Genomic DNA, 23,391 nt, shown 5'->3' with positions numbered 1-23,391 from the left:
CACGCCCAGAAGCGGACGATCGAGGAGACATGGCGACACATCGGCCATCTCGTCTCAACCATCCAACCCGGCGAATGCGAAAACTACTTCGCAAACGCCCGATACGCTTCCGTCAAATCGTGAACGACTCTAGTCGAAGGAAGTGATCGTTACCGAGCCATTGTGGAATGCAAAGGCGGCTTCGATATCACTACGAAGCGTGCGACCCTGTGAGAGGTCAGGCAGTTCGTCGATAGGGAAGAAACCGACCTCGCATGTCTCTATGCCAGTGCTGGGGGCGGTCATATCGCTGCGATCGCATAAAAAAGCAGCTTATAAAAGTCGCGTGCGTCGGGCTCGTAGGGACGCTTGGCTTTGTGCCGAATACAATAGAGATTGCGAACGGAGACGATCACGCCGGCTTCTTCTCGAAACTCCTTCGCAATATTTTCGGCTGCCGATAGCCCGACCTCTGCGAAGCCGCCAGGGAGCGTCCAGCGACCGTCGGCTTGCTCTCGCACAAGCAAGATTTGTTCATCCTCGATCAGCGCACCACGAACATCCACTTTGGGTGTTGCGTAGCCACTTGCGAAGTCGGATACGAGACCAGCAATTCGTTCGATCGGGACATTTCCCAGATCGCCGAGCATACCGTCTGCAATCTCTGCAATCTCCTCGTAGCGCTCGCGATCAAAGGGGTTCGTGGAAAAGAGCAGGCCGTTTGATGCGATCGCTTGTAGACGTTTCGCATGCGTGAGCCACTGACTTTCCATATGGCCACCCTCCAGGTCTGACTCGTCTGCTACTAATACCGCGACCAACAGCTGGCTCAACGAATGGCCGCCCCCCACCCGCTGCAGCCTACGGGAAGGTGAAAGTTCGAGCCCAGTCCAGTCGTTCTCGCCACCCCTCAGGAACGACCGCTGTGCGCCCGATCACGGACCTTCAGACAAGCCTTGCCGCCACCCGGAAGCAGACGTAGTGGTTGAAGCCAGACGCAACGGCTACTGCCGTAAGGAAGGAGCAAATTCAGTTCATGGGCGAGTATGATCCAGAAGCGATATTCAATGCGCACCGGGATCGGTTCATAAAGGTCCTAGAGCCGCTGTTCCTACCGGACGATCCAGTCAGCAACGACATCATCCGCTACTTCGCTTCTCTGCTTCGCGTACTCGGCATGGAAGACAAGGGGTGGGACCCCTATGCAGAAAGCCGTAACATACTGAATGATCTCAACGGCCTGATGAAGCTAGAGCTTCCCGAGGAACGTTTCCCGGACGGCTGGACTTCTTGGCGTCTTGGTTTGCTCCTGTACAGCCACATAGTGGAAATGAATGCGCCTTACGAGGTGATCACTAATCTGCTGCGCTTCCGTCTTGGCCAAGGCTACAGCCCCAATCCATACTTCGATCTTCTCACCGCGAAAGAGCAGAAGAACTTCGCCAAGAGCGGCATAAGGACGGGTCGGAAGATCGAAATTATAAAAGCGTTGTCTAAGGAGGCTGGCTTAGCAGTCGGCGAACTTTACGACGAGTTCTACAACGCTCGTTTGAGGAACGCGGTTCAGCATTCAGATTTCATCCTGACGGAAGACGATTTCCGTTCCCGAAGTGGGATAAGTGGCACGAAAGCCTTCAAACTGACCTACGATGAACTGGACACGCTTATAACGAAAGCGAAAGCCTTCATCGCCGCGTTCTTCCAACTTGAAGTTGACGCACGCGTGGTGTGGGGGGCGAGGAAGGGTCAGGCGATACCCTATGACGCTCACTACAAGGGGTTGATGGAAGTGCTGGTAGATGGCCGCGATCTCATGTGCGGGTTCGCAGTCCATTGGCCGAACAACTCGCAGTCCGTGTACCGCCGTACCGAAGCCGGAGCGGAAATGGTCAACTGCATGGTGAACTTAAAGCAGGCAACTGTGGACTTGTGGGTACACCTGTATGCCCGGAAGCCGGGAACGTTCAGCCCGCTGGTCGAAGAAGGGGCCGAGCCGGTCTATACCCCGCTAGACAAGTCTGATGTCCGGCCAACGTGGCCCGAAGACGCCACGAAGCCGAGGGCGTGAAAACGGGTCCCGCGTCGCATGCAATGAAATTGATTTCACCTGCCGATCAACCCGGTGGAACGATAGACCGAATACCCTAGACCACCCTGCGGATACTCCTTGGCCCATGCCAAGACTGCTGCGGTCGGCACGACAAACGTGGTCTGCCCTTTCGGGTGAAAGCAGTTCCTCCCGTGCTTCATGTAGAACGCCCCGGCTTGACGAGCATAGACCCGCCCGCGTGAAGGGTTCGTGCCTTCGATCTCGTAAACGCGGTACTGGAGCACGCCGCCTTGAGTGTGCCGAACCACGGCAACTTGCCCGACTTCCGCGTGACGGTAGTAGGCTTCAATGTCCTGTTCGGTCTGGTCAATGCAGGGTGAGACAGAGCGCGTGTGTTGCATTCGACTACTCCGGGCTTCTTGGCAGGAACCCTCGCTACTACATAACAGGCCAACTTGCATATTCATGGGACACCACGGCCTTGGCGACCGATCGTGGTCAGTACGATGCCATCCCGACGACAACACCCATCTCAACTTAGATGCCGAACCGAGCGGACGAGGCGACACTTGGCGCGGTGTCGTCCCGCCCTCCACCCAGCGCCATAGGCGGAGTACTGCCGTCCCGAGACGGCGACCGACGAGGCGAGGCCATTGTGGGCAACCAATCTGACGCCAGCGCGTATCCCGGGCCACGAAACATGCTCCCGACGTTGAAGGCGTGATGGTGGCTCGCACTGCAATCCGCATACTCCGCAACCGCAAACGGAAGAAGCAGGCCCACCCGTCGATCGGATGAATAAGCCGGGAACACAAGGCTCCATCACGCAGGATCCGGCTGCCCGCGATCAGCAGATCGCTCAGGGCATGGCGCATTGAGCACCGCACTTCCGGATCGGCGGCCACCAGCGCACTGAGCATGAGAGGCCACAGCGCGTTGGCCGCGCCAAGCCGCCGGTCGCTCGTCCCGAGGCCAATTGAGCCGAAGGGCAGGTTTCGAATCGGGCAGTCGCTGCCGTCGCGATTGGTCTCTTCGATCCTGCTCCGCAGATCATTGTCAGCCGTCTCATCCCATCATTTCAACTACCCTTCGTCGTTGATGAGCGGGCGGCGGTCCGTCCGTCCGCAGTCATCGCCCGAACCCGGCCGAGTACGGCAACCAGGTCGCCAACCCGGGCACCATGAGCAAGATGAGCAGACCAAGGAGCATCAGCAGAACGTAAGGGAATGCGCCGCGCACCACCTCCGACAAAGGGGCGTCGGTGATACCCTTGATCACGAACAGGTTCATCCCCACGGGCGGTGTGATCATCGCCAGCTCCAGGTTGATCATCAGCATGACGCCGTACCAAATCAGGTCGATATCCAGCGCAATCATGGTCGGCAGCAGAATCGGTGTTGTGATCAGGATGATGGCGATGGACTCGAAGAACATGCCCATTACGAAGATCATCGCCATGACGATGAGCATGAACCCGACCTGACCAAGTCCCATCTGGGACACCATTTCCGTCACGCCGACCGGAAGGCGGATGATGGTGATCGCATGGCCGAACATTGCCGCGCCGGCGATGATCATGAAGACCATCATTGAGGTGCGCATGGACTCGTAGGCACAATCCCAAAGGTCGCGCAGACCAAAATTGCGATAGGCCAGCGTAGCGACCAACAGCGCATAGATCGATCCTGCTGCCGCAGCTTCGGCGGCGGTGAAGATGCCGAAGTAGATTCCCCCCATCACGACCGGTGGGGCGAGAATGGCCCAGATCGACTTGCGGATCGCGCGCAGGATTTTGGCGGTTCCGGCGTAAGGAGGCCGTTCCACGCCGCGCCGCATTGCGCTGAAAACCGAATAGGCCGAGAAAATCAGTGCAAGCAGAACACCGGGGACGATACCGGCAAGGAACAGCGCGCCAATCGAAGCCTCTGACACGATCGCGTAGAGGATCATCGGGCCCGACGGTGGGATGAGGATTCCGAGGGTGCCACCAGCGGCCACAACGCCGAGAGCTTCACGACGAGGATAGCCAAAACGCTTCATTTGCGGAATGGCACTGGAACCGACCGACAACGCAGTGGCCACAGAGGAACCGGAGATGGCAGCGAAGATCGTGCAGGCCATCACTGTGGCGATACCCAATCCCCCGCGGATATGGCCGACAAGCGTATTGGCCATGTCGTAGAGATCGTCGATGACTTTTGCCCGGATCATGACGTTCGCCATGAAAACGAAGAGCGGGATCGTGGTGAGGATCGGCTTGTTCAGATGAGCATAGACCGTGTCGGCCACCGAGCCGATCCCGCCTTCAAAGACGAGAAGGATGACCGTGGCGGTGAGCCCGAGAGCAGCGAAGATCGGGATGCCCGTCAGAAGGAGCAGGATCAGGCCGGTGAAAACCAGAAAGGCAGTCATTTCCCCGGCCCTCCGAGTATATGGCCTATCAACCTTGCTACGGAAAACAGTCCAAGAAGTAGCCCACCGATCAAAATTGGAAGCTGAGGAATCCAGGACGCGATTTCGATGGAGCCGGACGTGTAGGACCCAAAGCTATGGGCGAACTCGACCGCTTCCCAGGTGCTCAGTACCAGCACTAGGGAGAACGCGAGCACGCAGAGATCACTCCAGATCCAGCGTAGTCGTCTCATCGGTCTTGAGAGATTGTCGGTGAGAAGATCGATCGAGATATGATTGCCGCGCCGATAGGCCTCGGCGACACCGAACATGACCAGCGCGACCAGTACAAACCCCGTGAGTTGATCGATCCAGACCGGCGGGCGACCGATCACGTATCGCATGAACACCGAGTATGTCGTCAGACCCAAGGCAGCGAGAATGAGCAGCGTGCTGATCGCGCCGCCAGTCCAGACAATCGGTGTAAGTAGCCGCTGTGTGAGAGGGGCGGCCGAAGCCGCCCCATTGTTGTCAGTGTTGCCGGACATCGAATTACGAGCCCGAACGAAGCTTGTCGATGAGTTCCAGCAGTTTCTGGCTATCCGGGTCGTCTGATTTGAACGCTTCGTCAAACGCCGGGCGCATCACGGCTTCCATGGCGGCGTTCTCTTCGTCCGTCGCGATGTGGACGCTGACCCCTTTGGATTCCAGCTCGGCCGGAGCGCCAGCGAGGGCTTCCTCGGCAGCATCAACAGCCCAGCCCGCGGCTTTCTCACCAGCTTCGGCCAGGGCAGCTTTCGCATCGTCGGAAAGCCCGGCGTAGAAATCGGGATTCACGTAGCCGTGGAAGAAGACCGAGATCACCGGCGACACTACGAAATGATCCTGCACCTCGTAGTACTTGCGAGACACGGCGGCGTCGGTGCCGGTCATGGCGCCGTCAAGAACGCCGGTCGCAAGCGCCTGGTAGACTTCCGATCCCGGCAGCGCCGTCGGCGCGGCTCCGAGCGCAGCGAGGCCGGCGTCGAACGCGGGCGTTAAACCACGAATCTTCACACCCTCGAAGTCCGCCGGAGTTTGCAGAAACTCGCCGTTTGAAGTGAAGACTGAGCTGTTGGTCTGGAACAGCCAAACGACGTTCTCAACGCCCTTGGTGCGAAGCTTCTCTTCAAGGAAGTTTGCTGCCTCCGAGCCGTCCCAGTTGCGCCAAATGTTCAGGTCCGAAAAGGCGTAGGGCGCGGTGGTCACCGTCATGATCGGCAGGGTCTTGCCCCACTGGAACTGAACTGAGAAGGCGCAATCAATGTCGCCTTTGGCGGTCGCCACGATGTTCTCACCGGCTCCCACAAGGCTGTCGGCACCAAATATTTGCACATCGATTTCACCATTCGACAGCGTCTCGACCTCGGCTGCCCAGCGGTCGATCACCTGCGCCACAGTGTGCGCGGGCGGCAGCTGGTGGCTGCAGCGCATCGCGGTTTCGGCCTTGGCCGAAGCCGCTCCGCCCAAGGCAAGGATTGCGCCGATAGAGGTGGACAGAAGTTTGGCTTTCATCTCAGGGTCTCCTCCCGTTTCAAAGTTGCAAGGTTGTGGCGCAGCGCCACCGATTGCCCGCCTCCTCCGGCAGACTAGGCGCAATCATGCCACTCTTGCGCGCCATTCCAGCGTTTTTGGCGGTCCGGCTTTCGCCAAGGCGCCGTTAAGCATCTCCTCCGGCATCGCTTCGGCCAGGATTGAGCGCATCTCTATAATCTTCTCGATGTCTACTCCGGTATCGAAACCCTTGGTCTCAACGAGATAGATCAGGTCCTCCAGCACGACATTGCCGGTCGCGCCCGGCGCGAAGGGGCAGCCACCGAGGCCGGCGAGCGAGGCGTCGAGCACTCGGCATCCAGCGTCCAGCGCGGCAGAGGCGTTGGCGATGCCCATTCCGCGTGTGTCGTGCAGATGGATAACGTAAGGCAAATTTCCGAGCCGTTTCTCCATCCGCGCGCAGAGCGATGCGATCTGGCGCGGACCCGCATAACCGACCGTATCGGCCAGCCCTACCATGTCGACCCCGGCCTCGAAGCACCGATCGACCATCCGCATGACATCGTCCTCGGGCACGTCGCCCGACAGCGAGCAGCCGAAGGCCATCGCGATGCCGGCGTTGATGATCGTGTCCTTGCCTGCTTGGTCGCGCAGCTGCACCACATTGGCGATCTCGGCGAGGCTCTGCTCCTGCGTGCGGCGAACATTGGCCTCGTTGTGGGCTTGGCTGGCGGAGACCACCACAGTGATTTCGCCCACCGACGTCGCCAACGCATCCGTCGCACCGCGCTGGTTCAGCGCCAGCGCCACCCCATGGGCGTCGCCATGCCTGTCGACCGCGGCAATGACGTCGCGGACATCGGCGAAACGCGGCACCTTGTTGGCGGGCAGGAACGATCCGACCTCGAAATGGCGGATGCCTGCGGCGTATTCCTGATCGATCCAGCGAACCTTCTGCGCGGTTGAGGGCCAGGATTTCGTCAGTTGCAATCCGTCACGCAATCCCACTTCTCGAATTGCGACCCGACCGGTCGGATAGGTTTTGTACAAATCGGCCATGATTACTCCGCCGTCTCCACCTTGAGAGCGTCAAGGATCTCGGCGTTGTGCTGACCAATGGAGGGAATGTCGACGTTCATCGAGACCACCGGCCGGCCGTTCATCTCCACCGGCAGAGCCGGAGCACGAAAATCCTTCTTCCCTGCATAGTGCGAGACGAAGAGACCGCCGGGCCGGTTTACATGGGGATCGTCGTACATCTCCGCCGGCCGTGTAACCGGCGCGAAGAGGAGGTCATTCTCTTCCATGATCCGGATCATCTCGTCATAAGGGCGGGAAGCCACGACCTCGGCAATCAGCGGCAGGGTCCAGTCGCGGGCAGCGATTTGATCAGGCCGCGATTGCAGACGTGGATCCTCGAGTAGGTGATCGAGTCCAAGACCCTTGCAGAGTTTTTCCCACTGGCCGTCGGTGGCGGCACCGACGAAGATCTGGCGGCCATCGCTCGTCGGGAAGAGGTCGTAGACCGGCCAGGAGAACACCCGCTCCGGCATCGGCGGCGACTCCGTCCCCTCGATGTCGTACTGCACCATGTGCTGCGCCACGAGAAGCAGGCAATTCTCAAACAGGCCGGAGCGGATCGCCGCCCCCTCGCCGGTCCTTTCTCGTGCGATCAAGGCGGCAAGCACACCATATGCGGCGAAGAGCCCGCCCATGATGTCGTTTGCCGAGGAGCCGATGCGCAGAGGCCTACCTGTCGGACCCGTCATGTAGGCCATCCCGGTCATCATCTGTACAACCTCGTCCATCGCTGCGCGATGTTCGTAGGGGCCCTTCAGGAAGCCCTTGCAAGAGGCGACGATGAGCGAGGGCTTTGTCTTTCGCAGCTGTTCGGGGGCCAAGCCCATCTTCGCCAGGGTCTCATCGCGGAAGTTCTCGACGAAGACATCAGCGGTCTTCAGCAGCTCATGCAACCTTGCCAGATCATCCTTGTCCTTGACGTTCAGCGTGACGGACTTCTTGCCGCGGTTGAATGTCGGGAAGAATCCGGCCCCCATGCCGGTCAGATTGCGCGTCTTATCACCTTGTGGCGGCTCGACCTTGATTACCTCGGCGCCGAGGAATCCGAGGAACATGCCCGTCGACGGCCCCATCACCATATGGCTCATCTCGACCACGCGTACGCCGTCGAGAGGTAGAGTCGATGTCATCAGGTGCTCCCATCGATCCTTATCGATGGAGACTATGACGATTCCTGAGCGGTCAGAAAATAATATCCTTTCGAAGGGATCGTTCTTGGTTCTAGAATGGTCGCATGGACACTAGGCAACTCCGGTATTTCGTCGCGGTTTGCGAGTTTCGCAACCTTTCGCACGCCGCCGATCACTGCAACACGGCGGCATCCGCCCTCAGCCACCACATCGCGAGCCTTGAGGCCGAGTTGGAGACAAAGCTGTTCACGCGGAAGCCAAGGGGTATGGAGCCCACGGCGGCCGGTCTGAAGTTGCTCACACATGCCCAGTTCATTCTCTCCGCGCTCGAGAATGCGGCCTCTGAGATCAAGCATGGCCAAGCCGAGATATCCGGAAGCATCGCAATCGGCATGCCTTTCTCCGTGATCAAGGTCATTGGGGGGCGGCTCATGCGAAAGGTCATCGAGGACCTTCCGCGCGTTCGCCTTCTCATACGAGAGGGACTGTCCGGTGTGACCTACAACGCGCTTCGATCGGGCGAGATCGAGACAGCGTTGATCTTCAACCCTCCGTCGGACTCGCGGACATTGAGAACACCGCTTCTCGAGGAGGAGCTCTTCTGCATCGGCCACCAGGATATTGTCGGCGTCGCCGATGAGGCGATACGGCTGCAGGAGATGGCGGCGTTGCCGGTCGCGCTCCTTCAGAGCGGCACACTATCGCGCGCACTTGTCGACCGGCCGGCGGAACTGGCTAAACTCGAGTCGCAGGCACGTATTCAACTGGCCTCGATCGCGGGGACGCTAAGCGCCCTCAAAGAAGGCCTGGCCTGCACGCTGGCACCAAAGGTTCTCGTCAGCGACGAACTGGCAAGCGGAGAACTTATCGCGCGCCCCGTCACCGATCCGCGCCCGGTAAGAACGCTGCATCTCGTATCGGCCCTTGATGCCCGGCCAACCTTTGTCAGAGAAATGATTTCATCACTTGTCGTGGAGTTGGTGCGGGACGCCGTTCGTGAAGGATTATGGGAAGGCGCTCGGTCTATCGAGGTGTGAACTCGTCACGGAACCGTTTCAGGTTGTTCACATAGGTCCGCGCTGATGCCTTCAGCTGTTCTTCTGCCTTCGCTTCCAGCGTGTGGACCACTTTGGCCGGTGCGCCGACGACGAGGCTGAAGTCAGAAAACTCCTTGCCTTCCGTCACGAGCGCGTTTGCACCGATGATCGAGTTCTGGCCGATGCGCGCATTGTTCAGAATTGTCGCGCCCATCCCAACAAGCGTGTTGTCGCCGATCGAGCAGCCGTGCATGATCGCACGATGTCCGATCGTAACGTCGGAACCGATCCGCAGCGGCGAACCCGGATCCGAATGGAGCACCGCCCCCTCTTGGATGTTGGTGCGGTTCCCGATCACGATGGGCTCGTTGTCGCCACGAATAACCGCCGAGAACCAGACACCGACATCGCGCCCCAAGGTCACGTCCCCGATCACACAGGCGTTCGGTGCGACCCAGTGCTCCACTTCAGAGTAGTTCGGGGCAATGTCTCCAGGGCACAAACTGGCATTGATCTATCTCCTCGTCTTGATCATTTCGTTCGGGGCTTTCGCGAATTCAGGTGGCCTGAGGAAGCGGTGGAATATCCGGCTCACGCGCGGCAGACTGCGGAGGATATTCCCTATCGCCAAGCACGAGGCACGAGAGCGCAATCAGCCAGCGTCGGACTGTCGCCAAGGCAATGGTCCCCGTTCTGGCGCTGTGCTTGGCTCAACCTTCATCGACAACTACATTTCCGTCACCGTTCTCGCGGATTGGGATTGGATCGAGGGCGCATCCCGCACCGAAGCCGTCAACACCTTGTCCAGTTGCCAGGTCGAAGCCGGCCTGGTGGTTCGTGCAGCGCAGGATCCGGCCGTCGGAAGACAGGACGGAGGAGCTCCGATGGTCGAGTGGCAGGAACTGATGCGGACAAGCGTTGACATAGGCCACCAATCGCTCGTTGTCCCGCGCCAGCAGAACCGGGAAGCCGTCCACCTCGATGCTGTAGGTCCCGCCTTCCGGCACGTTCGACGATGCACAGATCGCCGTCCCTTCGGCGGGGGGCTTGGGATACCTTTTCCAGTTGTCGTTCATTGCGTGGCCACTATTCTCCGTTCCCGATAAGCTGCCTCGGATCGAAATTGATTGCGGATCGGCTTTCAGACGTCCAGGTATTTCACCTGCAGCGTTTCAAGGCCGGCCGCATCGGACAAAGCCACGTGCGCTCGAACGTTGCCCACGGCGCTTAGCGACGATGAAGTCCGTCCCAGCCCTGTTCGCAGCTCATCCCTCCGCCTTCAACACGCCGCGCTGAATCTGATCTTCCTCTATCGACTCGAAGAGCGCCTTGAAGTTTCCCTCCCCGAAACCGTCGTCACCCTTGCGCTGGATGAACTCGAAGAAGATCGGTCCGATCACGGTCTTCGAGAATATCTGCAAAAGGATACGGGTCATCCCGCCGTCGACGACGCCTTCACCGTCGATCAGGATGCCATGCTTCATCATCCGGTCCAGCGGCTCTTCGTGGCCCTGAACCCGTCGGTGCGACATGTCGTAGTAGGTCCTCGGCGGCGCCGGCATGAACTCGATCCCGTTCTCCGCGATCTGATCCACCGAGTCGTAGAGGTACTCCGTCGCGACGGCGATGTGCTGGATGCCCTCGCCCTTGTACTGCTTCAGGTATTCCTCGATCTGGCTGTTGTCGTCGGCGCTCTCGTTGATCGGAATACGGATCTTGCCATCCGGCGAGGTCAGCGCGCGGGAATAGAGCCCGGTCTGCTTGCCCTTGATGTCAAAGTAGCGGATTTCCCTGAAGTTGAACGCCTTGGAATAGAAGTCGTACCACGTCGACATGTTGCCACGCCGCACGTTGTGGGTAAGGTGATCGAGATAATAGAAACCGGCGCCTTTGGGTTTCGGATTCGGCTTATTGATCCATTTGAACTCGCCCTCGTAGCATGAGCCGTCCTTGCCGTAGGTATCGACGAAATAGAGCAACGAACCGCCGATGCCGACGACCGCGGGGACGTCCAGTGTCTTATCGTCCCCAATGTACTCCTCGGCGCCATAGTCGAGCGCGCATTTCAGCGCATGCTGGGCGTCGACCACACGCCATGCCATGGCCGGCGCACACGGACCGTGCGCTTCGACGAAGCGTGCAGCCTGCGCGCTCGGCTCTTGATTGACGATGTAGTTGATGTCGCCTTGCCGGTAGAGCGAAATGTCCTTGTTCTTGTGTCGAGCAACCTCGACATAGCCCATCTTCTCGAAAAGTGCCTTGAGCTTGCCGGCTTCCGGATGAGCGAACTCCACGAACTCGAAGCCGTCTGTGCCGGCCACATTCAATTTGTCGATTTTTGCTTTCGGTGCATCATGCGGAAAGGGACCCATGATTTCCTCCTGGCATGCATGGCGTGGCTATCGTGCCCTCCACGCCATCGTCGCGTAGCCCGGCCCGCGGGAGGTGACGGCTATTGGATATCAGGTCACAGTCATTCGTAAAATTACAGTGTTCCTAACACTGGCTTCTGGTTTCCAGAACGATTTTGAAGATGATACCGCTCCTGCTCGGCTCCAGCATTTCCTCCAAGGAGCGCATCGCGCGAAGCCAAGAAACTGCCTTATGGCATTTCCGTGCTCAGCGCCTTCCTAGTGCCGGTGTTCTTTGTCGTAGTGGTGCGGCTATTCCGCAGTCGTCTCGCAGCAGCCCACGACAATCCTGTCGTGGAGGAGCCTGCATAGACACTGGTGGCTTGATCCCTCCGCGGATGCGACGGCCTCGATCAAAGGTAGCGCGGCAATAGTGTACCCTTTGCGGACCAAGCGAGCCATTCGATTGTGGCTTTCAACTTAGAACTTTCACAAAATGAAACCTGCGTATTCCGCTCCCAACGGTCTTGTTGCTCGCTGTATCAGCGATTTCTTCACCATCGAGGCGGTAGCCGCTCTTTCGATAGAAGGAAAGAGCGGCTACCTGCAGTTCCGATGTGCTGAGATGCAGGGCCGAGATTGCGCGAGAACGACACAAATTCTCGGCAAACGCCAGCATCTGCCGGGCCACCCCAAGTCTCCGCGCATGTGGGGCGACATACATTCGCCGGAGCTCCATGCCCCCCGTTTCATGCTGCTCCAATCCGAACATTCCCACCAACTCTGATCGCAACTCAGCGACCCAGAAGCTTCCATTTCTGGCTGAATAGTATTCAGGGATTTGATCGATCTCGGATCAGGGATTTGATCGATCTCGGACTCGAGCGCACTGGCGATATAGCGCTCGAAACTTCTTTGAGGTGGTGAGGTGACAGCTGGCGATTGACAGCAATGAAGAGGCTTCTGATCTGTTCGGAGTCGGCTACCCCATATGGCCGGATGATCAACGGCTCAGTCATTTTCCCGCCCTTGGCGATGCTCCCAGAAAAACTCGACTAATGCTTCGGCTGTTTCCAGAGGAGCCTCCTCCGGTAAGAAATGTCCGACGGAGAGCCCCCGGCCTGTTACGTTTGAAGCCTTTTCACGCCATACCGAGACGACATCGTAAAGCCTGCCGACCAGACCTTTGGTGCCCCAGAGCACAAGCAGCGGCATCTCGATCCGCCGGTGCGCATCCGCCAGGTCGTGCTCCAGGTCGATGCTTGCTGCGGCGCGGTAATCCTCGCAGGTAGCTGCGATGCAGGCCGGATCGCGGAATGCACGACAGTATTCGGCAACCGCCTCCTTCATAAAAACCTCCGAGCCGCTCTTGCCCCAGGCCGCCAGCTTACTGCGCAGGTAAAATTCCGGGTCCGCGCCAATGAGCTTTTCCGGAAGAGGAGACGGCTGTATCAGGAAGAACCAATGATAATATCCGGTCGCGAAGTCGCGGTCGGTGTTGGCATACATCGTCGCGGTCGGCGCAATATCAAGCACGGCGATTCGTTCGACTGCGGCGGGATGATCGAGCGCCAGGCGGTGGGCAACTCGCCCTCCGCGATCATGGCCGGCGAGGCAAAAGCGCTCATGTCCAAGTTGGAGCATCAGTTCGATCTGATCCGAAGCCATCGCGCGCTTGGAATAAGTCATGTGATCGGATGAGGATGATGGCCTATCAGAGGCACCATACCCACGAAGATCAGGGGCGATGACCTTGAAGCCGGCGGCCACCAACTTGGGGGCAACCGCGTGCCAACAGGCAGAAGTCTGCGGGTAACCATGCAGCAGCAGGACGGGTGGACCTTCGCCACCGACGCGGGCGTGGATCGCAACCCCGGTGGGCAGGACGATCCGCTTTTCTTCAAAGCCTTCAAACAATGCCTTCGTCATCGATACAGCTCCGATCATCTAACGCGAGTCTATCAGCCAACAGTCACTGTTCAACGACAGCAACGGATGCCAACCAGAAGACCAAACGATGCTGATGGCAGGTGAGAGGCGGCGGCCTTTGCGGATTCTAACGCCTGCATTCGATCGTGCGAAAAGCTGGGATGCCAAATTAAGATTGGGATTTCACTTGACTTTCCGTGAGGCTGAGGGATCGCTCCGTGCTTTGTCAGCCATTCATTGCCTTTGTCGCGGATGGCGGTAATGGCTTGTCGCTGACGGCTGCATTCTTGATATCCGCTCCCAATACCGGCCAGTCCGCTCCCGGCCCCCGTCCTGACGGACGGCAATGCGCCTCATTTCAGTCGTATAGCCGCTCGTGACCAGCCTCCAAAACCGGACACTCATTTGCGTGTTAGCAAACGACCGATATGCGAACGAAGCTACCCCTTGGCAGACGCTGTTCGAATGTCCGCCAAGTCAATCGGCATTCGCGAAATGCGCCATCTGGTCGGCATGGGCCTTCTTGAACGCCCGTCGCTCTGTGATCCGCGTCACGTACGACTCCGTCGCCGGCCGATCTCCGAAGGCACGAACCTTTTCGACGCGCAGCACATCGGCCATCAGCAGGTCCGCGACAGTGAAGCGACTGGCCGCCAGCCATTCGCGCTCCTTGAGAACGCGCTCCACGTGATCGAGGCGGCTTTCCAGCCAGCCTGTCAGACCGTTGTCCTTGGCGCCGCTCACTTCCAGGAACCACCAGGGTACAGAAACCATCTCGACCGAGTTGAGCGCGGCGATCGTCCATTGCAGTGTTTCGGCTTCCCCAACAGGATCGCGCGGCATCAGCTTTTCGCTTTTTCCGGCGAGATGCAGCAATCCCGCTCCGCTTTCGAAAATCGAGAGGTCCCCGTCGGTGAGCCATGGCGCCTGGCCGAATGGCTGATGCTTGAAATGTTCCTCGCTCCGATCTTTGAAAGGTGTGCTCTCGACCCGGTATGGCAGGCCGGCTTCCTCGCATGCCCATCTCAGCCGCAGGTCGCGCACAAAACCGCGGGGCCCGTCGGGTACCCAGTCATAAGCCCAGATAATCAGTTCGCTCATTATTCTTCCTCAAGATAGGTTTCCAGTTCGCCCACCCAGCCGGTCCAGCCGGCACGGTGGCTCTCGATGGCGTCGTCGTTCGGGAGCTTCTCGTGTGTCAGGGTTAGCTCGGTGCCAATGTCGATGGGCCGCAGGCGAATGGTGACCAACGACTCCCAATCGGGCCGGTTGGGCCATTCCCAGGTGAAGGCGAGTTTTTCGTTCGGCACGACCTCCCGATAGACACCTCTCGGGTTGTGTTCCGAGCCGTCCATCAGGCGAAAGACGACGCTGTAGCGGCCACTGGGGCGAAGATCGATTTCGGCGCTGACAGCCGGCCCTGCGTCCGGGCCCCACCACTGCAAGACCTGATCGACCTGCGTAATCGCCGCGTAGACCTTCTCGGGTGATGCCTTGAGCCTGCGCACGATGGTTATGTCCGGGTGCCGGTCGTTCATGCCTCGCCTTCTTCCTCTACAAGGGCGGCCAGACGGTCGAGGCTGACGTTCCAGAAGGCTTCAAAGTGATGAAGCCAGTCCGCCGCTTCAGACAGTGGCCTTGCTGCAAGACTGACCGTCACGACACGGCCAGCTTTTGTTCTCGAGATCAGCCCGGCGTCCGACAAGACGGCGAGATGTTTCATAAGCCCGGGCATTTTGATCGGCAGCGGTTGCGCAAGCTCGCTGATGGAGAGGCCGGGTTCCGACTTCAACCGCTCGAGAACCTGGCGCCGCGTGGGATCCGCGAGCGCAAAAAAAGTGCGGTCAATTGGTGTTTCATGATACTTCGCCATATAGCAAAGTTTTCAGATCGACCTCGGTCTGTCAATCACATTCTTACGGAAATGCTGCCGGCTGCCTCCGAGGCATGCACGCCAACGTGCGGCAACCCGGTCGGTATGGGCTCGGAGCCGACACTCGCCGCAATTAACCTGAACGGCTCCTTCGCGCCCGCTTATCTGTCGTCCAGGCTGGAGTCTGCGGGTCCTAAAAGCCGCCATTCTTCCGATGACCGGCCTCGACCACTAGGGGGGCGGGATCGACGGGGCCCTCATCGCTGAGTTGGTGCTGCCGTTCGCCAATGCCAAAGCCTTCCAATAGAATCTGCAGGATGGTGTCGTCTTCTGGGAGCTTCGTTCGTCGTTACGATGTCAGGCCTTTGCAGGCTGGGTAGCGCGAGAAAAATCGATGAGAAAGTTGATCCTGAAGATGTCTATGTCGCTCGGCGGCTTCGTGAGTTCTGAATACGTTCGAGCGTGCCAGGGATACCGCCCCATCACAAGCAGCTGCACTGCTGTACGCGCTGGATCGATGCCCATCTCCTGCATAGTTCTCGCAAGTTAAAGCGCATCGGAGCACGGTCGCAACTGGCCGATGTGGAGCATTTTTCTTGAGAGCGGCATCGCAGCATTGTTCGACCTGTTGCTGAACCGGCGAAATCCGACGTCGGAAGCGGCCGCTGGCTTCGACGACGAACGCGGACAGCGGCGAGGAACCACGTATCGACCGCCGCGTTACCTTCCAATAATAATGAGACATGGCTAGAAAACCGAGCGTGAAACGAGGCGGCTCCAACAGCAAGCCCAACGTGTCGAAGCCGCCGGGTGGGGCCGCGAGGGGCGGCGGCAAGGCCGCCGCCCCGGCCGCCGCGAAAGCTTCGGGTAAACGCAAGTCTGCTGAGTTTCCCGTCGTCGGCATCGGCGCCTCGGCCGGCGGCATCGAGGCGCTGATCAAGCTGTTCGACGTCATGCCCGCCGATATCAGTATGGCCTTCGTGATCGTACTGCATCTCGATCCGACCCATGAGAGCCAGCTCGCGCATCTCCTGGGCCAGCATACCGAGATGCCGGTCGCGGAGATTTCCGATGGAATGTCGATCGAGCCCGACCACGTCTATGTGATCGCGCCGGATTCCTCGCTGACGGTGGAACGGGGCCGGCTGCGGCTGAAAGAGCCGGCCGAGCCGCGCGGCCACCGCCACCCGGTCGATGTCCTGTTCGACTCGCTGGCCAACGATCAGCAGGAACGGGCGATCTGCATCGTCCTGTCCGGAACCGGCAGAAATGGCACGGAGGGGCTGAAGGAGGTCAAGATGCAGGGCGGCTGCGTCCTGGTGCAGGATCCCGAAACGGCGCGTTTCGACGGCATGCCGCGCAGCGCGATCACGGCGAACCTGGCCGACCAGATCCTTGCCCCGGAGCACATGCCGGAGTTCCTGCTGCGCTATATCCGCCACGCCTATATCGCCGCGCCGCACGCCATCGACGAGTCGACAGATGGCGGAGAGTTGCCGCTTGATCCGATTCTGGCGCTCTTGCGGCTGCGCTGCGGCCACGACTTCCGCCATTACAAGCGGACGACGCTCCTGCGCCGCGTCCACCGGCGCATGGGACTCGCCAATCTGGAGGCCGTCGACGACTATACCGACCTTCTGCGCTCCAACCCGGCCGAGATCGCAGCGCTGGTCAAGGATCTGATGATCAGCGTCACGCGGTTCTTCCGCGACCCTGAGGCCTGGGAAACGCTCGACAAGACAGTGCTGGCGCCGCTGGTCGCCGAGCGCGACAGTGACGCGCCGATCCGGCTGTGGGCTCCCGGCTGCGCCACGGGCGAGGAGGCCTATTCGCTGGCCATGTTGCTGACCGAGCGCGCCGAGGCGGCACAGAAGCAGTTCCAGATCAAGATCTTCGCGACCGACAGCCAGGACGACAATCTGAATCTCGCCCGCGCCGGCGTCTATCCCGAGGCCGCTGTCTCAGCGATCCCGCCGGACCGGCTGCGGCGCTTCTTCGACAAGCTCGACGGCTCTTATGAGATCAAGAAGGAGCTGCGCGATCTGGTGGTGTTTGCGCCGCACAACCTGTTGCGCGATGCGCCGTTCTCGCGGATCGATCTCATCACCTGTCGCAACCTCCTGATTTATATCGAACCCGAAATGCAGAAGCGTGTACTTGCGCTGCTGCATTTCGGGCTCCGCGAGGCCGGATATCTGTTCCTCGGCAGCGCCGAGACCGTCGGGGCCCACGACGATCTGTTCGAAACCGTATCCAAGAAATGGCGCATCTTTCGCCGGCTCGGGCCGACGCGCCATGACATCGTGGACTTCCCGCTGCTTCCAGGGCCGACGCGGCCCGCGAAGGTCGAGGGGGCCAATGCGCCCGCCGGCGAGCAGCCGCCGGCCCGTCTTGCCCCCCGTCTTGCCGATGTCGCGCAGCGGGCGCTTCTCGATCGCTTCGCTCCCGCCTCGGTGTTGGTCGATCGCAACGGGCGGGCGCTATGGTTCCACGGCCCGACCGGCGATTTTCTGGCGCCGCCGACCGGCGAGCCGACCCACGACCTGCTGGCCATGGCCCGCGACGGCATGACCGCCAAACTGCGCGGCGCGATGCGCCAGGCGGCCTCCGACAACCAGGCCGTCGCGTTCGATGCCTGGATCAGGCACGGCGGCACGCGCCGCGCCGTCGCCGTCGCCGTCGCGCCGGTAAGCGACCCCAAAGCGCAGGACGGTCTGTTGCTGGTCAGCTTCCGCAGCGAGGAACCGCCGCAGGCTTCCCCCGCGGCCCCGCAAGACGGCGGCAAGGAAGGCAGCGGCGCCGAACGCGCGCTGGAAGACGAGCTGAAGGCGACGCGCGCCGAGTTGAAGAACACAGTCGAGCAGATGGAGGGCGCCAATGAGGAGCTGAAGGCGTCCAACGAGGAAATCACCTCGATGAACGAGGAGCTCCAGTCGACCAACGAGGAACTGGAGACTTCCAAGGAGGAACTGCAGTCGTTCAACGAGGAGCTTCACACGGTCAACAACCAACTCCAGCACAAGAACCAGGAGCTGGAGGAGACCACCGACCATCTCAACAATCTCTTGACGGGCACCGATCTCGCCACGGTGTTCCTTGACACGGATCTTCGCATCAAGTGGTTCTCGCCGGCCAGCATGGATCTGCTTGACCTCGTGGCGAGCGACATCGGCCGGCCCGTCAGCCATTTCACATTGAAGGTCGCAGACGAGGCCCTGCTGCGTGACGCCAAGATCGTGCTCGAAAAACTGATCCGGTGCGACGCCGAGGTCCAGGGCGATGCCGGTCGCTGGTATTTGCGGCGCCTCATCCCCTACCGCACGCACGACAACCGGATCGCCGGCGTCGTCGCCACCTTCACCGATATCACCGCACGCAAGCAGGCGGCGGACGCCGCCGACGAGGCCCGCATCTACGCTCAAGCCATCGTCGAAACGGTGCGGCATCCCTTGCTGGTTCTCGACGGCGATCTGCGGGTCCAATCGGTCAACCCGGCCTTCGTTGAGGCGTTCGGATGTCCGCGGGAGGAGTCGGAAGGGGCTCTGTTGCATGACCTGGACCACGGCGCCTGGGATATCCCGGAGTTGCGGCGGCTGCTCAACGACATCCTGTCGCAGAACGATGCGTTCGATGGCTTCGGGGTCGACCACGTTTTCCCGCGCCTTGGCAGGCGGCACATGCTGCTCAACGCGCGCAAGCTGTCTCGCGACGGCGATCGCCTGGAACTGATCCTGTTGGCGATCGAGGACATCACTGAGCGCAAGCAAGCCGAGGCACACCGCGAGACCCTGATCGGCGAGCTCAGCCACCGCGTCAAAAACACCCTTGCGATGGTTCAATCCATCGCATCGCAGACGCTGCGGCGAAGCAGCTCGCTCGATGAGTTCAGGCCAGCCTTCGAAGGTCGCGTGCACGCGCTCGCCCGCGCCCATGACCTGCTGGTCGACGAGGATTGGACGGGCGCTGAGATTGGCCAGCTCGCCCTCCGCACGCTGGAGCCGTATCGCATGGGCGACCGGGTCGTGCTGGATGGTCCCAGACTGCTCCTGAGCCCCCAAACCGGTGTCGCGTTGGTGATGATCCTGCATGAGCTTGCCACCAACGCCGTGAAATATGGTGCGCTGTCCAACCACGACGGCCGCCTTCAGGTGTCGTGGCGGCTGGACAATGGCGAGAACGGCCAGAGGGTTCGTCTGAAATGGGTCGAGACCGGCGGCCCGCCCGTGAACCCGCCATCCCACAAGGGCTTCGGCACCAGCCTGATCGAGCGTAGTGCATCCCATGAGCTTGGCGGCGACACGAAGGTGGAATTCCGCGAGGACGGGTTCCTCTGCGAGGTGAGTTTTCCCCGACGGGATGCCCCTCCTCCGCGTTCGGACACGGGATGAGAGATGGAACGGCGACGTGAGAGTCTGACCGGGTTGCGCATTCTCGTCGCCGAGGACGAGACCTTTGTCCTCATGGATATCGAGGACATGCTGCGCGACCTCCAGTGCGAGATCGTCGGGACGGTTGCGACGGTCGAGGCGGCCGTAGAGGCCATTCGGGAAAATCCGGTCGATGGCGCGCTTCTCGACCTCAACTTGCACGGGCAGACGATTCTTCCGGCCGCCGAGGAGCTTGTGCGCCGCGCGGTTCCGTTCCTGCTGGTCACCGGCTACGCCAGCCGCAACGGCGATGTGCCTGTGCTCAGGGATGCGCCGCGACTGAAGAAACCCTTCAGCTTGGGCGGTCTCCGCGCCGCAATGCACGAGGTGTTCATCCAGCGGTCGGCGTGAAGCGGAACGTGCTGACCAATTATAGTCGTAGGTTCGCACCGATCAATTCGCAGCATTCGCGGCATGCAGATGCTTCGACCAGGATAAAGATTGGCAGCCAGTGCCGAGGTCGCTCAGCAGCAGACTGCCCGCCGCTGCGCCTCCCACTCCACCGGAAACGGCCGCAGCAGCACTGGCAGGGTCAGCCCAAGCGGCTGCCGACCATCGAGGATCGCCTCGACGATGTCCGGGGTCAGCATCGTCAGTCGCAGGATGCGGCTGATATAAGATGCATTGATCTTCTCCTCGTGCCGTAGGTTCAACAGCGGAGAGGTTCTCGCCTGCGTCAAGCAGAACGTCACGGTAACCATGCCCGAGCCCATGACGTTGGGCAATCGCATCAAGGGGCTCTTCGTCAAGCAGCATTTCCGGTATCTCAAGGACAAGGATGTCTATCGCTGCCCGGTAGGACTGAAGCGGTGGGTTGTTGCGCGATCAGGCTGGCCGCTTCGCCATTATAGCACCCACGGAATGGTAGCTTTCCCGGGTGTGTTCGCTACAAGCGGACAGGCGACTTGCGGCCCCGAATACGCCATTCGATAAACGGCTTGGCGACGACCGCTCCGTCCGCAACCTGCTCGTTCCGATCGGCGAGACAGACGGCAGAGAACCACCCTGCTGAGACGATCCCCGGTCTCCTCCACACTCATCTTCTGCGCGCTCTTCTGTCAAATTCGATAGAGAAGAAGTGCAGCGTAAGCGGCAAGCTGAGGCCGTTCAGTTCGTGTAGTTCCACGGCATGAGCGCATCGATTTCGCCTTCGTCATCAACAAGTTCCGCACGCCTCGCATCGCGGCGCTGCTCGAACCGCTGGACGAGCGGATCGCCGCGGAGCCGATCGAAATCCTCGAATCGATCCCCGAGCCGCTGAAAAAGGCGTTGACGCATGACGGCAAGCTGACGGCGATCCCGTTCCGCCACGCCACCACCGGTCTGCACTGGAACAAGGCGCTTTTTGCCGAACAGGGTCTTGATCTCGCTCAGTGTCACATGCTCCTGCCCCGCAAGCGGGTGCCCGGCGCGCGCGGCGAAGGCCATGATCTCATAGAGCAGATGCTCGAAGCTCAGCCCGGTCATCGTTTCCGGGTCCGAAAGTCGTCCGATCACGAAGTCGACTTCGCCAGCCCTGAGCTTGTTCAGCAACTCGACATTGGTGCCTGTCAGCAGCCGCACGATGACATCGGGGTGGATGCGCTTGAACTGAAGGATTACGTCCGGGAGCACGCGTCGGGTGATGTTGGGCAGCGCGCCCAGCGTCACCAGTTCCGATCGTCCCTGTCCCGATGCCTCCGCCACACCCACTGCCACATGGCTCATGCCGGTGTCGGCGAAGTGGTAGAGCCTCTGCCCCGCTTCCGTCAGGATCAGCCCGTCGGAGGTACGGTCGAACAGCGGCTTGCCGATTTCCGTCTCCAGTTCGCGCAATGTGCGCGATACGGCCGGTTGCGCCGTGTGCAACCGTTCCGCGGCGCGGCTGACGCTGCGCTGCTCGCAATTTCGAGGAATGCCCGGATGTGACGGAATCTGATCCTTCGATCGTGCACATGCGCTCCCGGCTACGAAACCGGCGCGGGAGCTGTACATCAATGCGGGGGCGAAGTCACATCAGGCGCGCTCGTGAACCCGACGGACTCGCATGTCGGCCGGGAAGTGGCGTCGACCCCGCCGGAGAGCTGGCCTCCCTACCGCCCGCCGTCCCCCTGTTCGCGGGAAGCCCCGGCTGGCTTCATGACAGTGTGCCTTCTCTTACCAGATCGCGCAGGCACGCGCGCGATCCTGGTAGTCCACAAGCTCCTTGCAACTGGCTCCCTGCCAGATATGCGTTCGGGGGCTTCTCGGCGTCATTGTCGCAAGAAGTTGCTCCGCTTGGTATAAGGGGCACCGCAGTCGCTCCGGGACAGTTCCGGACGGATTTCCTGGACGTCCGTCCGCAAGAGCATTAGTGAAGACACGGCTTATGACGATACCGGGGCTGCGACCATGGCGAAGCTGGCACAGGTCAACCACAATCAGCTTGGCGATCGTGTCATCGTCGAAGCCGTCAAATCGACAATCCACCGCTGCATCTACTGCTCGGCTCTGACGCCTTGCAGCGCGCACAGAGCAAACTGGAGGAGGTCGTCCGGGAGATGGAGGATTGGGAAGCCCAGACCGTCAGCACGGACTTTGCCGCTTCGCTGTGAAGGATTGCCAAAGCCTGCGGCCAGTCGCACTCGCGGTCCGTGACCTGCCGCTGATCATTCATTTGCCCAACGTGTTGGTCGGAATCCGCATCCGCCGTCGAAACGAGCGCGGATTTTCGCCGGTCTGCATCGAGAAAAACCGCGTAAAGTAGGAGGGTGTTGAGAACTTCAACGCGTAGGCGATCTCCGAGATGGAGTTGTCGGTGAAGACGAGTTGCCGTTTTGCCTCGAGCATCACCCTGTCGTGAATGATCTCGCCCGCCGTCCGGCCGGTAACCGATTTGACCGTGCGCGACAGGTGGGTGGGCGTTACCGACAGCATGTCTGCGTATTCGGCGACCGAACGCATCGCGCTCACGTGGCGGTCGAGGCGCTCCTGGAACTGGTTGACCAGATGCTGCCGCCGGTCGGTGATGCCGGCCTTTGCACTGTGTGCGATTGCAAGTCCGCGATGGAGGGTCACCAGTGCGAGCAGAAATAGCGACTCCAGAACAATGTTGCGCTCCTCGCCATGGCTTCGGTGCTCGCGCTCGATCCTTCTGGACAGGCGTTCGGCTTCGGCCAGTTGCTCGCTGTGTTGCTCCCCACACAGCATCTGTGGTCGGCTGATCCATCCTTCAAGCCAGACACGCCCGGCAGCCAGCCGGGACACATCGGCTGTGGGAACCGTGATGACCCAGCCTTCCATATCCTTCTGGTAACTGAAAGCATGGCTGCAAAGCGCGGGAAGCCAGGCAATGGCGGGGGCGTCGATCGTACGCCGCGTGTAGTCAATGCGGCTCTCGACATGACCCTGGCCGAAGACGAACAGTTGCGACAAGCCCTCGTGGTAATGCGTGTCGACCTCCCATCCGTGGATATGGCTGCGTTCGGAGATTCTCTCGCAATTCAGAAATCCCACATGGGCGGATGCATCCCCCAACACATATTTGTCGCGATCGAGTTTGGTTTTGTTCATCGCCAGCACGAAAGTTGAAATTGTGCTATTTTATATCATGGGTGTGAATTGTTTTCGCGCCTGAAAGTCGCAGAATCCCA

General features: G+C 60.3%; 22 protein-coding genes and 1 pseudogene. 5 read left to right on the top strand and 18 right to left on the bottom strand.

Annotated features, from left to right (window positions below; all coding sequences use genetic code 11):
- Window positions 1-123, top strand: a pseudogene (locus N5A92_RS25195) (IS630 family transposase); the annotation flags it as partial.
- A gap of 158 nt (window positions 124-281) precedes the next feature.
- Here N5A92_RS25195 and N5A92_RS25190 read toward each other — a convergent pair.
- Window positions 282-812, bottom strand: coding sequence for an NUDIX hydrolase (locus tag N5A92_RS25190; RefSeq protein ID WP_260907193.1), 531 nt, complete (start codon window positions 810-812; stop codon window positions 282-284).
- A gap of 203 nt (window positions 813-1,015) precedes the next feature.
- Between N5A92_RS25190 and N5A92_RS25185 the strand changes: the two genes are divergently transcribed.
- The gene (locus N5A92_RS25185; protein ID WP_260907192.1) at window positions 1,016-2,047 is read left to right on the top strand and encodes a hypothetical protein; all 1,032 of its coding nucleotides are present in this window, start codon (window positions 1,016-1,018) and stop codon (window positions 2,045-2,047) included.
- 35 nt (window positions 2,048-2,082) lie between these two features.
- On the opposite strand, the gene N5A92_RS25180 is transcribed toward N5A92_RS25185, so the two are convergent.
- The 6 genes from N5A92_RS25180 to N5A92_RS25155 all read right to left on the bottom strand — a co-directional run bounded on the left by N5A92_RS25180 (window position 2,083) and on the right by N5A92_RS25155 (window position 8,163).
- On the bottom strand, window positions 2,083-2,430 hold the full coding sequence (locus tag N5A92_RS25180; protein ID WP_260907190.1) for a hypothetical protein: 348 nt from the start codon (window positions 2,428-2,430) through the stop codon (window positions 2,083-2,085).
- Window positions 2,431-3,157: 727 nt separating this feature from the next.
- On the bottom strand, window positions 3,158-4,441 hold the full coding sequence (locus N5A92_RS25175; RefSeq protein WP_260907188.1) for a TRAP transporter large permease: 1,284 nt from the start codon (window positions 4,439-4,441) through the stop codon (window positions 3,158-3,160).
- Window positions 4,438-4,968, bottom strand: coding sequence for a TRAP transporter small permease (locus tag N5A92_RS25170; protein ID WP_260907186.1), 531 nt, complete (start codon window positions 4,966-4,968; stop codon window positions 4,438-4,440). Before N5A92_RS25170 ends, N5A92_RS25175 begins: the two co-directional genes overlap by 4 nt.
- Window positions 4,969-4,972: 4 nt before the next feature.
- Entirely contained in the window at window positions 4,973-5,974 is a 1,002-nt protein-coding gene (gene dctP, locus N5A92_RS25165) for a TRAP transporter substrate-binding protein DctP (protein WP_260907184.1), read from the bottom strand.
- 84 nt (window positions 5,975-6,058) lie between these two features.
- On the bottom strand, window positions 6,059-7,012 hold the full coding sequence (locus N5A92_RS25160; RefSeq protein WP_260907183.1) for a hydroxymethylglutaryl-CoA lyase: 954 nt from the start codon (window positions 7,010-7,012) through the stop codon (window positions 6,059-6,061).
- A gap of 2 nt (window positions 7,013-7,014) precedes the next feature.
- On the bottom strand, window positions 7,015-8,163 hold the full coding sequence (locus N5A92_RS25155; RefSeq protein ID WP_260907182.1) for a CaiB/BaiF CoA transferase family protein: 1,149 nt from the start codon (window positions 8,161-8,163) through the stop codon (window positions 7,015-7,017).
- A 104-nt stretch (window positions 8,164-8,267) separates the two neighbouring features.
- Here N5A92_RS25155 and N5A92_RS25150 point away from each other — a divergent pair, with 104 nt between their 5' ends.
- Complete coding sequence (locus N5A92_RS25150) at window positions 8,268-9,200, top strand: LysR family transcriptional regulator (RefSeq protein ID WP_260907181.1); 933 nt, start codon at window positions 8,268-8,270, stop codon at window positions 9,198-9,200.
- On the opposite strand, the gene N5A92_RS25145 is transcribed toward N5A92_RS25150, so the two are convergent.
- From N5A92_RS25145 to N5A92_RS25110, 8 genes are all read right to left on the bottom strand, one after another.
- A complete protein-coding gene (locus N5A92_RS25145) occupies window positions 9,187-9,714 on the bottom strand; it encodes a gamma carbonic anhydrase family protein (RefSeq protein WP_260907211.1) in 528 nt (175 codons plus the stop codon). The genes N5A92_RS25150 and N5A92_RS25145 overlap by 14 nt on opposite strands.
- Before the next feature lie 196 nt (window positions 9,715-9,910).
- Window positions 9,911-10,276 (bottom strand): Rieske (2Fe-2S) protein, encoded by a 366-nt coding sequence (locus tag N5A92_RS25140; protein WP_260907180.1) that lies wholly within the window; start codon window positions 10,274-10,276, stop codon window positions 9,911-9,913.
- 189 nt (window positions 10,277-10,465) lie between these two features.
- Window positions 10,466-11,572, bottom strand: a complete 1,107-nt coding sequence (gene hppD / locus N5A92_RS25135; RefSeq protein ID WP_260907179.1) for a 4-hydroxyphenylpyruvate dioxygenase — start codon at window positions 11,570-11,572, stop codon at window positions 10,466-10,468.
- A gap of 454 nt (window positions 11,573-12,026) precedes the next feature.
- Window positions 12,027-12,323, bottom strand: a complete 297-nt coding sequence (locus N5A92_RS25130; RefSeq protein ID WP_341850074.1) for a GNAT family N-acetyltransferase — start codon at window positions 12,321-12,323, stop codon at window positions 12,027-12,029.
- 239 nt (window positions 12,324-12,562) lie between these two features.
- Entirely contained in the window at window positions 12,563-13,480 is a 918-nt protein-coding gene (locus tag N5A92_RS25125) for an alpha/beta fold hydrolase (RefSeq protein WP_260907178.1), read from the bottom strand.
- 477 nt (window positions 13,481-13,957) lie between these two features.
- Window positions 13,958-14,581 carry a glutathione S-transferase family protein gene (locus N5A92_RS25120; RefSeq protein ID WP_260907177.1) on the bottom strand — a complete coding sequence of 208 codons (624 nt, stop codon included), beginning with the start codon at window positions 14,579-14,581 and terminating at the stop codon, window positions 13,958-13,960.
- A complete protein-coding gene (locus N5A92_RS25115; protein ID WP_260907176.1) occupies window positions 14,581-15,018 on the bottom strand; it encodes an SRPBCC family protein in 438 nt (145 codons plus the stop codon). Before N5A92_RS25115 ends, N5A92_RS25120 begins: the two co-directional genes overlap by 1 nt.
- Window positions 15,015-15,353: an ArsR/SmtB family transcription factor gene (locus tag N5A92_RS25110; protein ID WP_260907174.1), complete on the bottom strand. Its 339-nt coding sequence runs from the start codon at window positions 15,351-15,353 to the stop codon at window positions 15,015-15,017. Before N5A92_RS25110 ends, N5A92_RS25115 begins: the two co-directional genes overlap by 4 nt.
- 794 nt (window positions 15,354-16,147) lie before the next feature.
- Between N5A92_RS25110 and N5A92_RS25105 the strand changes: the two genes are divergently transcribed.
- Together N5A92_RS25105 and N5A92_RS25100 are read left to right on the top strand one after the other, a co-directional pair.
- Window positions 16,148-19,741, top strand: a complete 3,594-nt coding sequence (locus N5A92_RS25105) for a chemotaxis protein CheB (protein WP_260907173.1) — start codon at window positions 16,148-16,150, stop codon at window positions 19,739-19,741.
- A gap of 3 nt (window positions 19,742-19,744) precedes the next feature.
- Window positions 19,745-20,131 (top strand): response regulator, encoded by a 387-nt coding sequence (locus N5A92_RS25100; protein WP_260907171.1) that lies wholly within the window; start codon window positions 19,745-19,747, stop codon window positions 20,129-20,131.
- A gap of 113 nt (window positions 20,132-20,244) precedes the next feature.
- On the opposite strand, the gene N5A92_RS25095 is transcribed toward N5A92_RS25100, so the two are convergent.
- From N5A92_RS25095 to N5A92_RS25085, 3 genes are all read right to left on the bottom strand, one after another.
- The gene (locus tag N5A92_RS25095; RefSeq protein WP_260907169.1) at window positions 20,245-20,529 is read right to left on the bottom strand and encodes a hypothetical protein; all 285 of its coding nucleotides are present in this window, start codon (window positions 20,527-20,529) and stop codon (window positions 20,245-20,247) included.
- A 358-nt stretch (window positions 20,530-20,887) separates the two neighbouring features.
- Window positions 20,888-21,754: a LysR substrate-binding domain-containing protein gene (locus tag N5A92_RS25090; protein WP_260907167.1), complete on the bottom strand. Its 867-nt coding sequence runs from the start codon at window positions 21,752-21,754 to the stop codon at window positions 20,888-20,890.
- 657 nt (window positions 21,755-22,411) lie between these two features.
- On the bottom strand, window positions 22,412-23,311 hold the full coding sequence (locus N5A92_RS25085) for an AraC family transcriptional regulator (RefSeq protein ID WP_260907207.1): 900 nt from the start codon (window positions 23,309-23,311) through the stop codon (window positions 22,412-22,414).
- Window positions 23,312-23,391: the final 80 nt, after the last annotated feature.

The organism is Chelativorans salis (genome assembly GCF_025336525.1).
In the GTDB taxonomy this organism is placed as follows: domain Bacteria; phylum Pseudomonadota; class Alphaproteobacteria; order Rhizobiales; family Rhizobiaceae; genus Chelativorans; species Chelativorans salis.
This window is presented reverse-complemented; position numbering and strand designations above follow the sequence as displayed.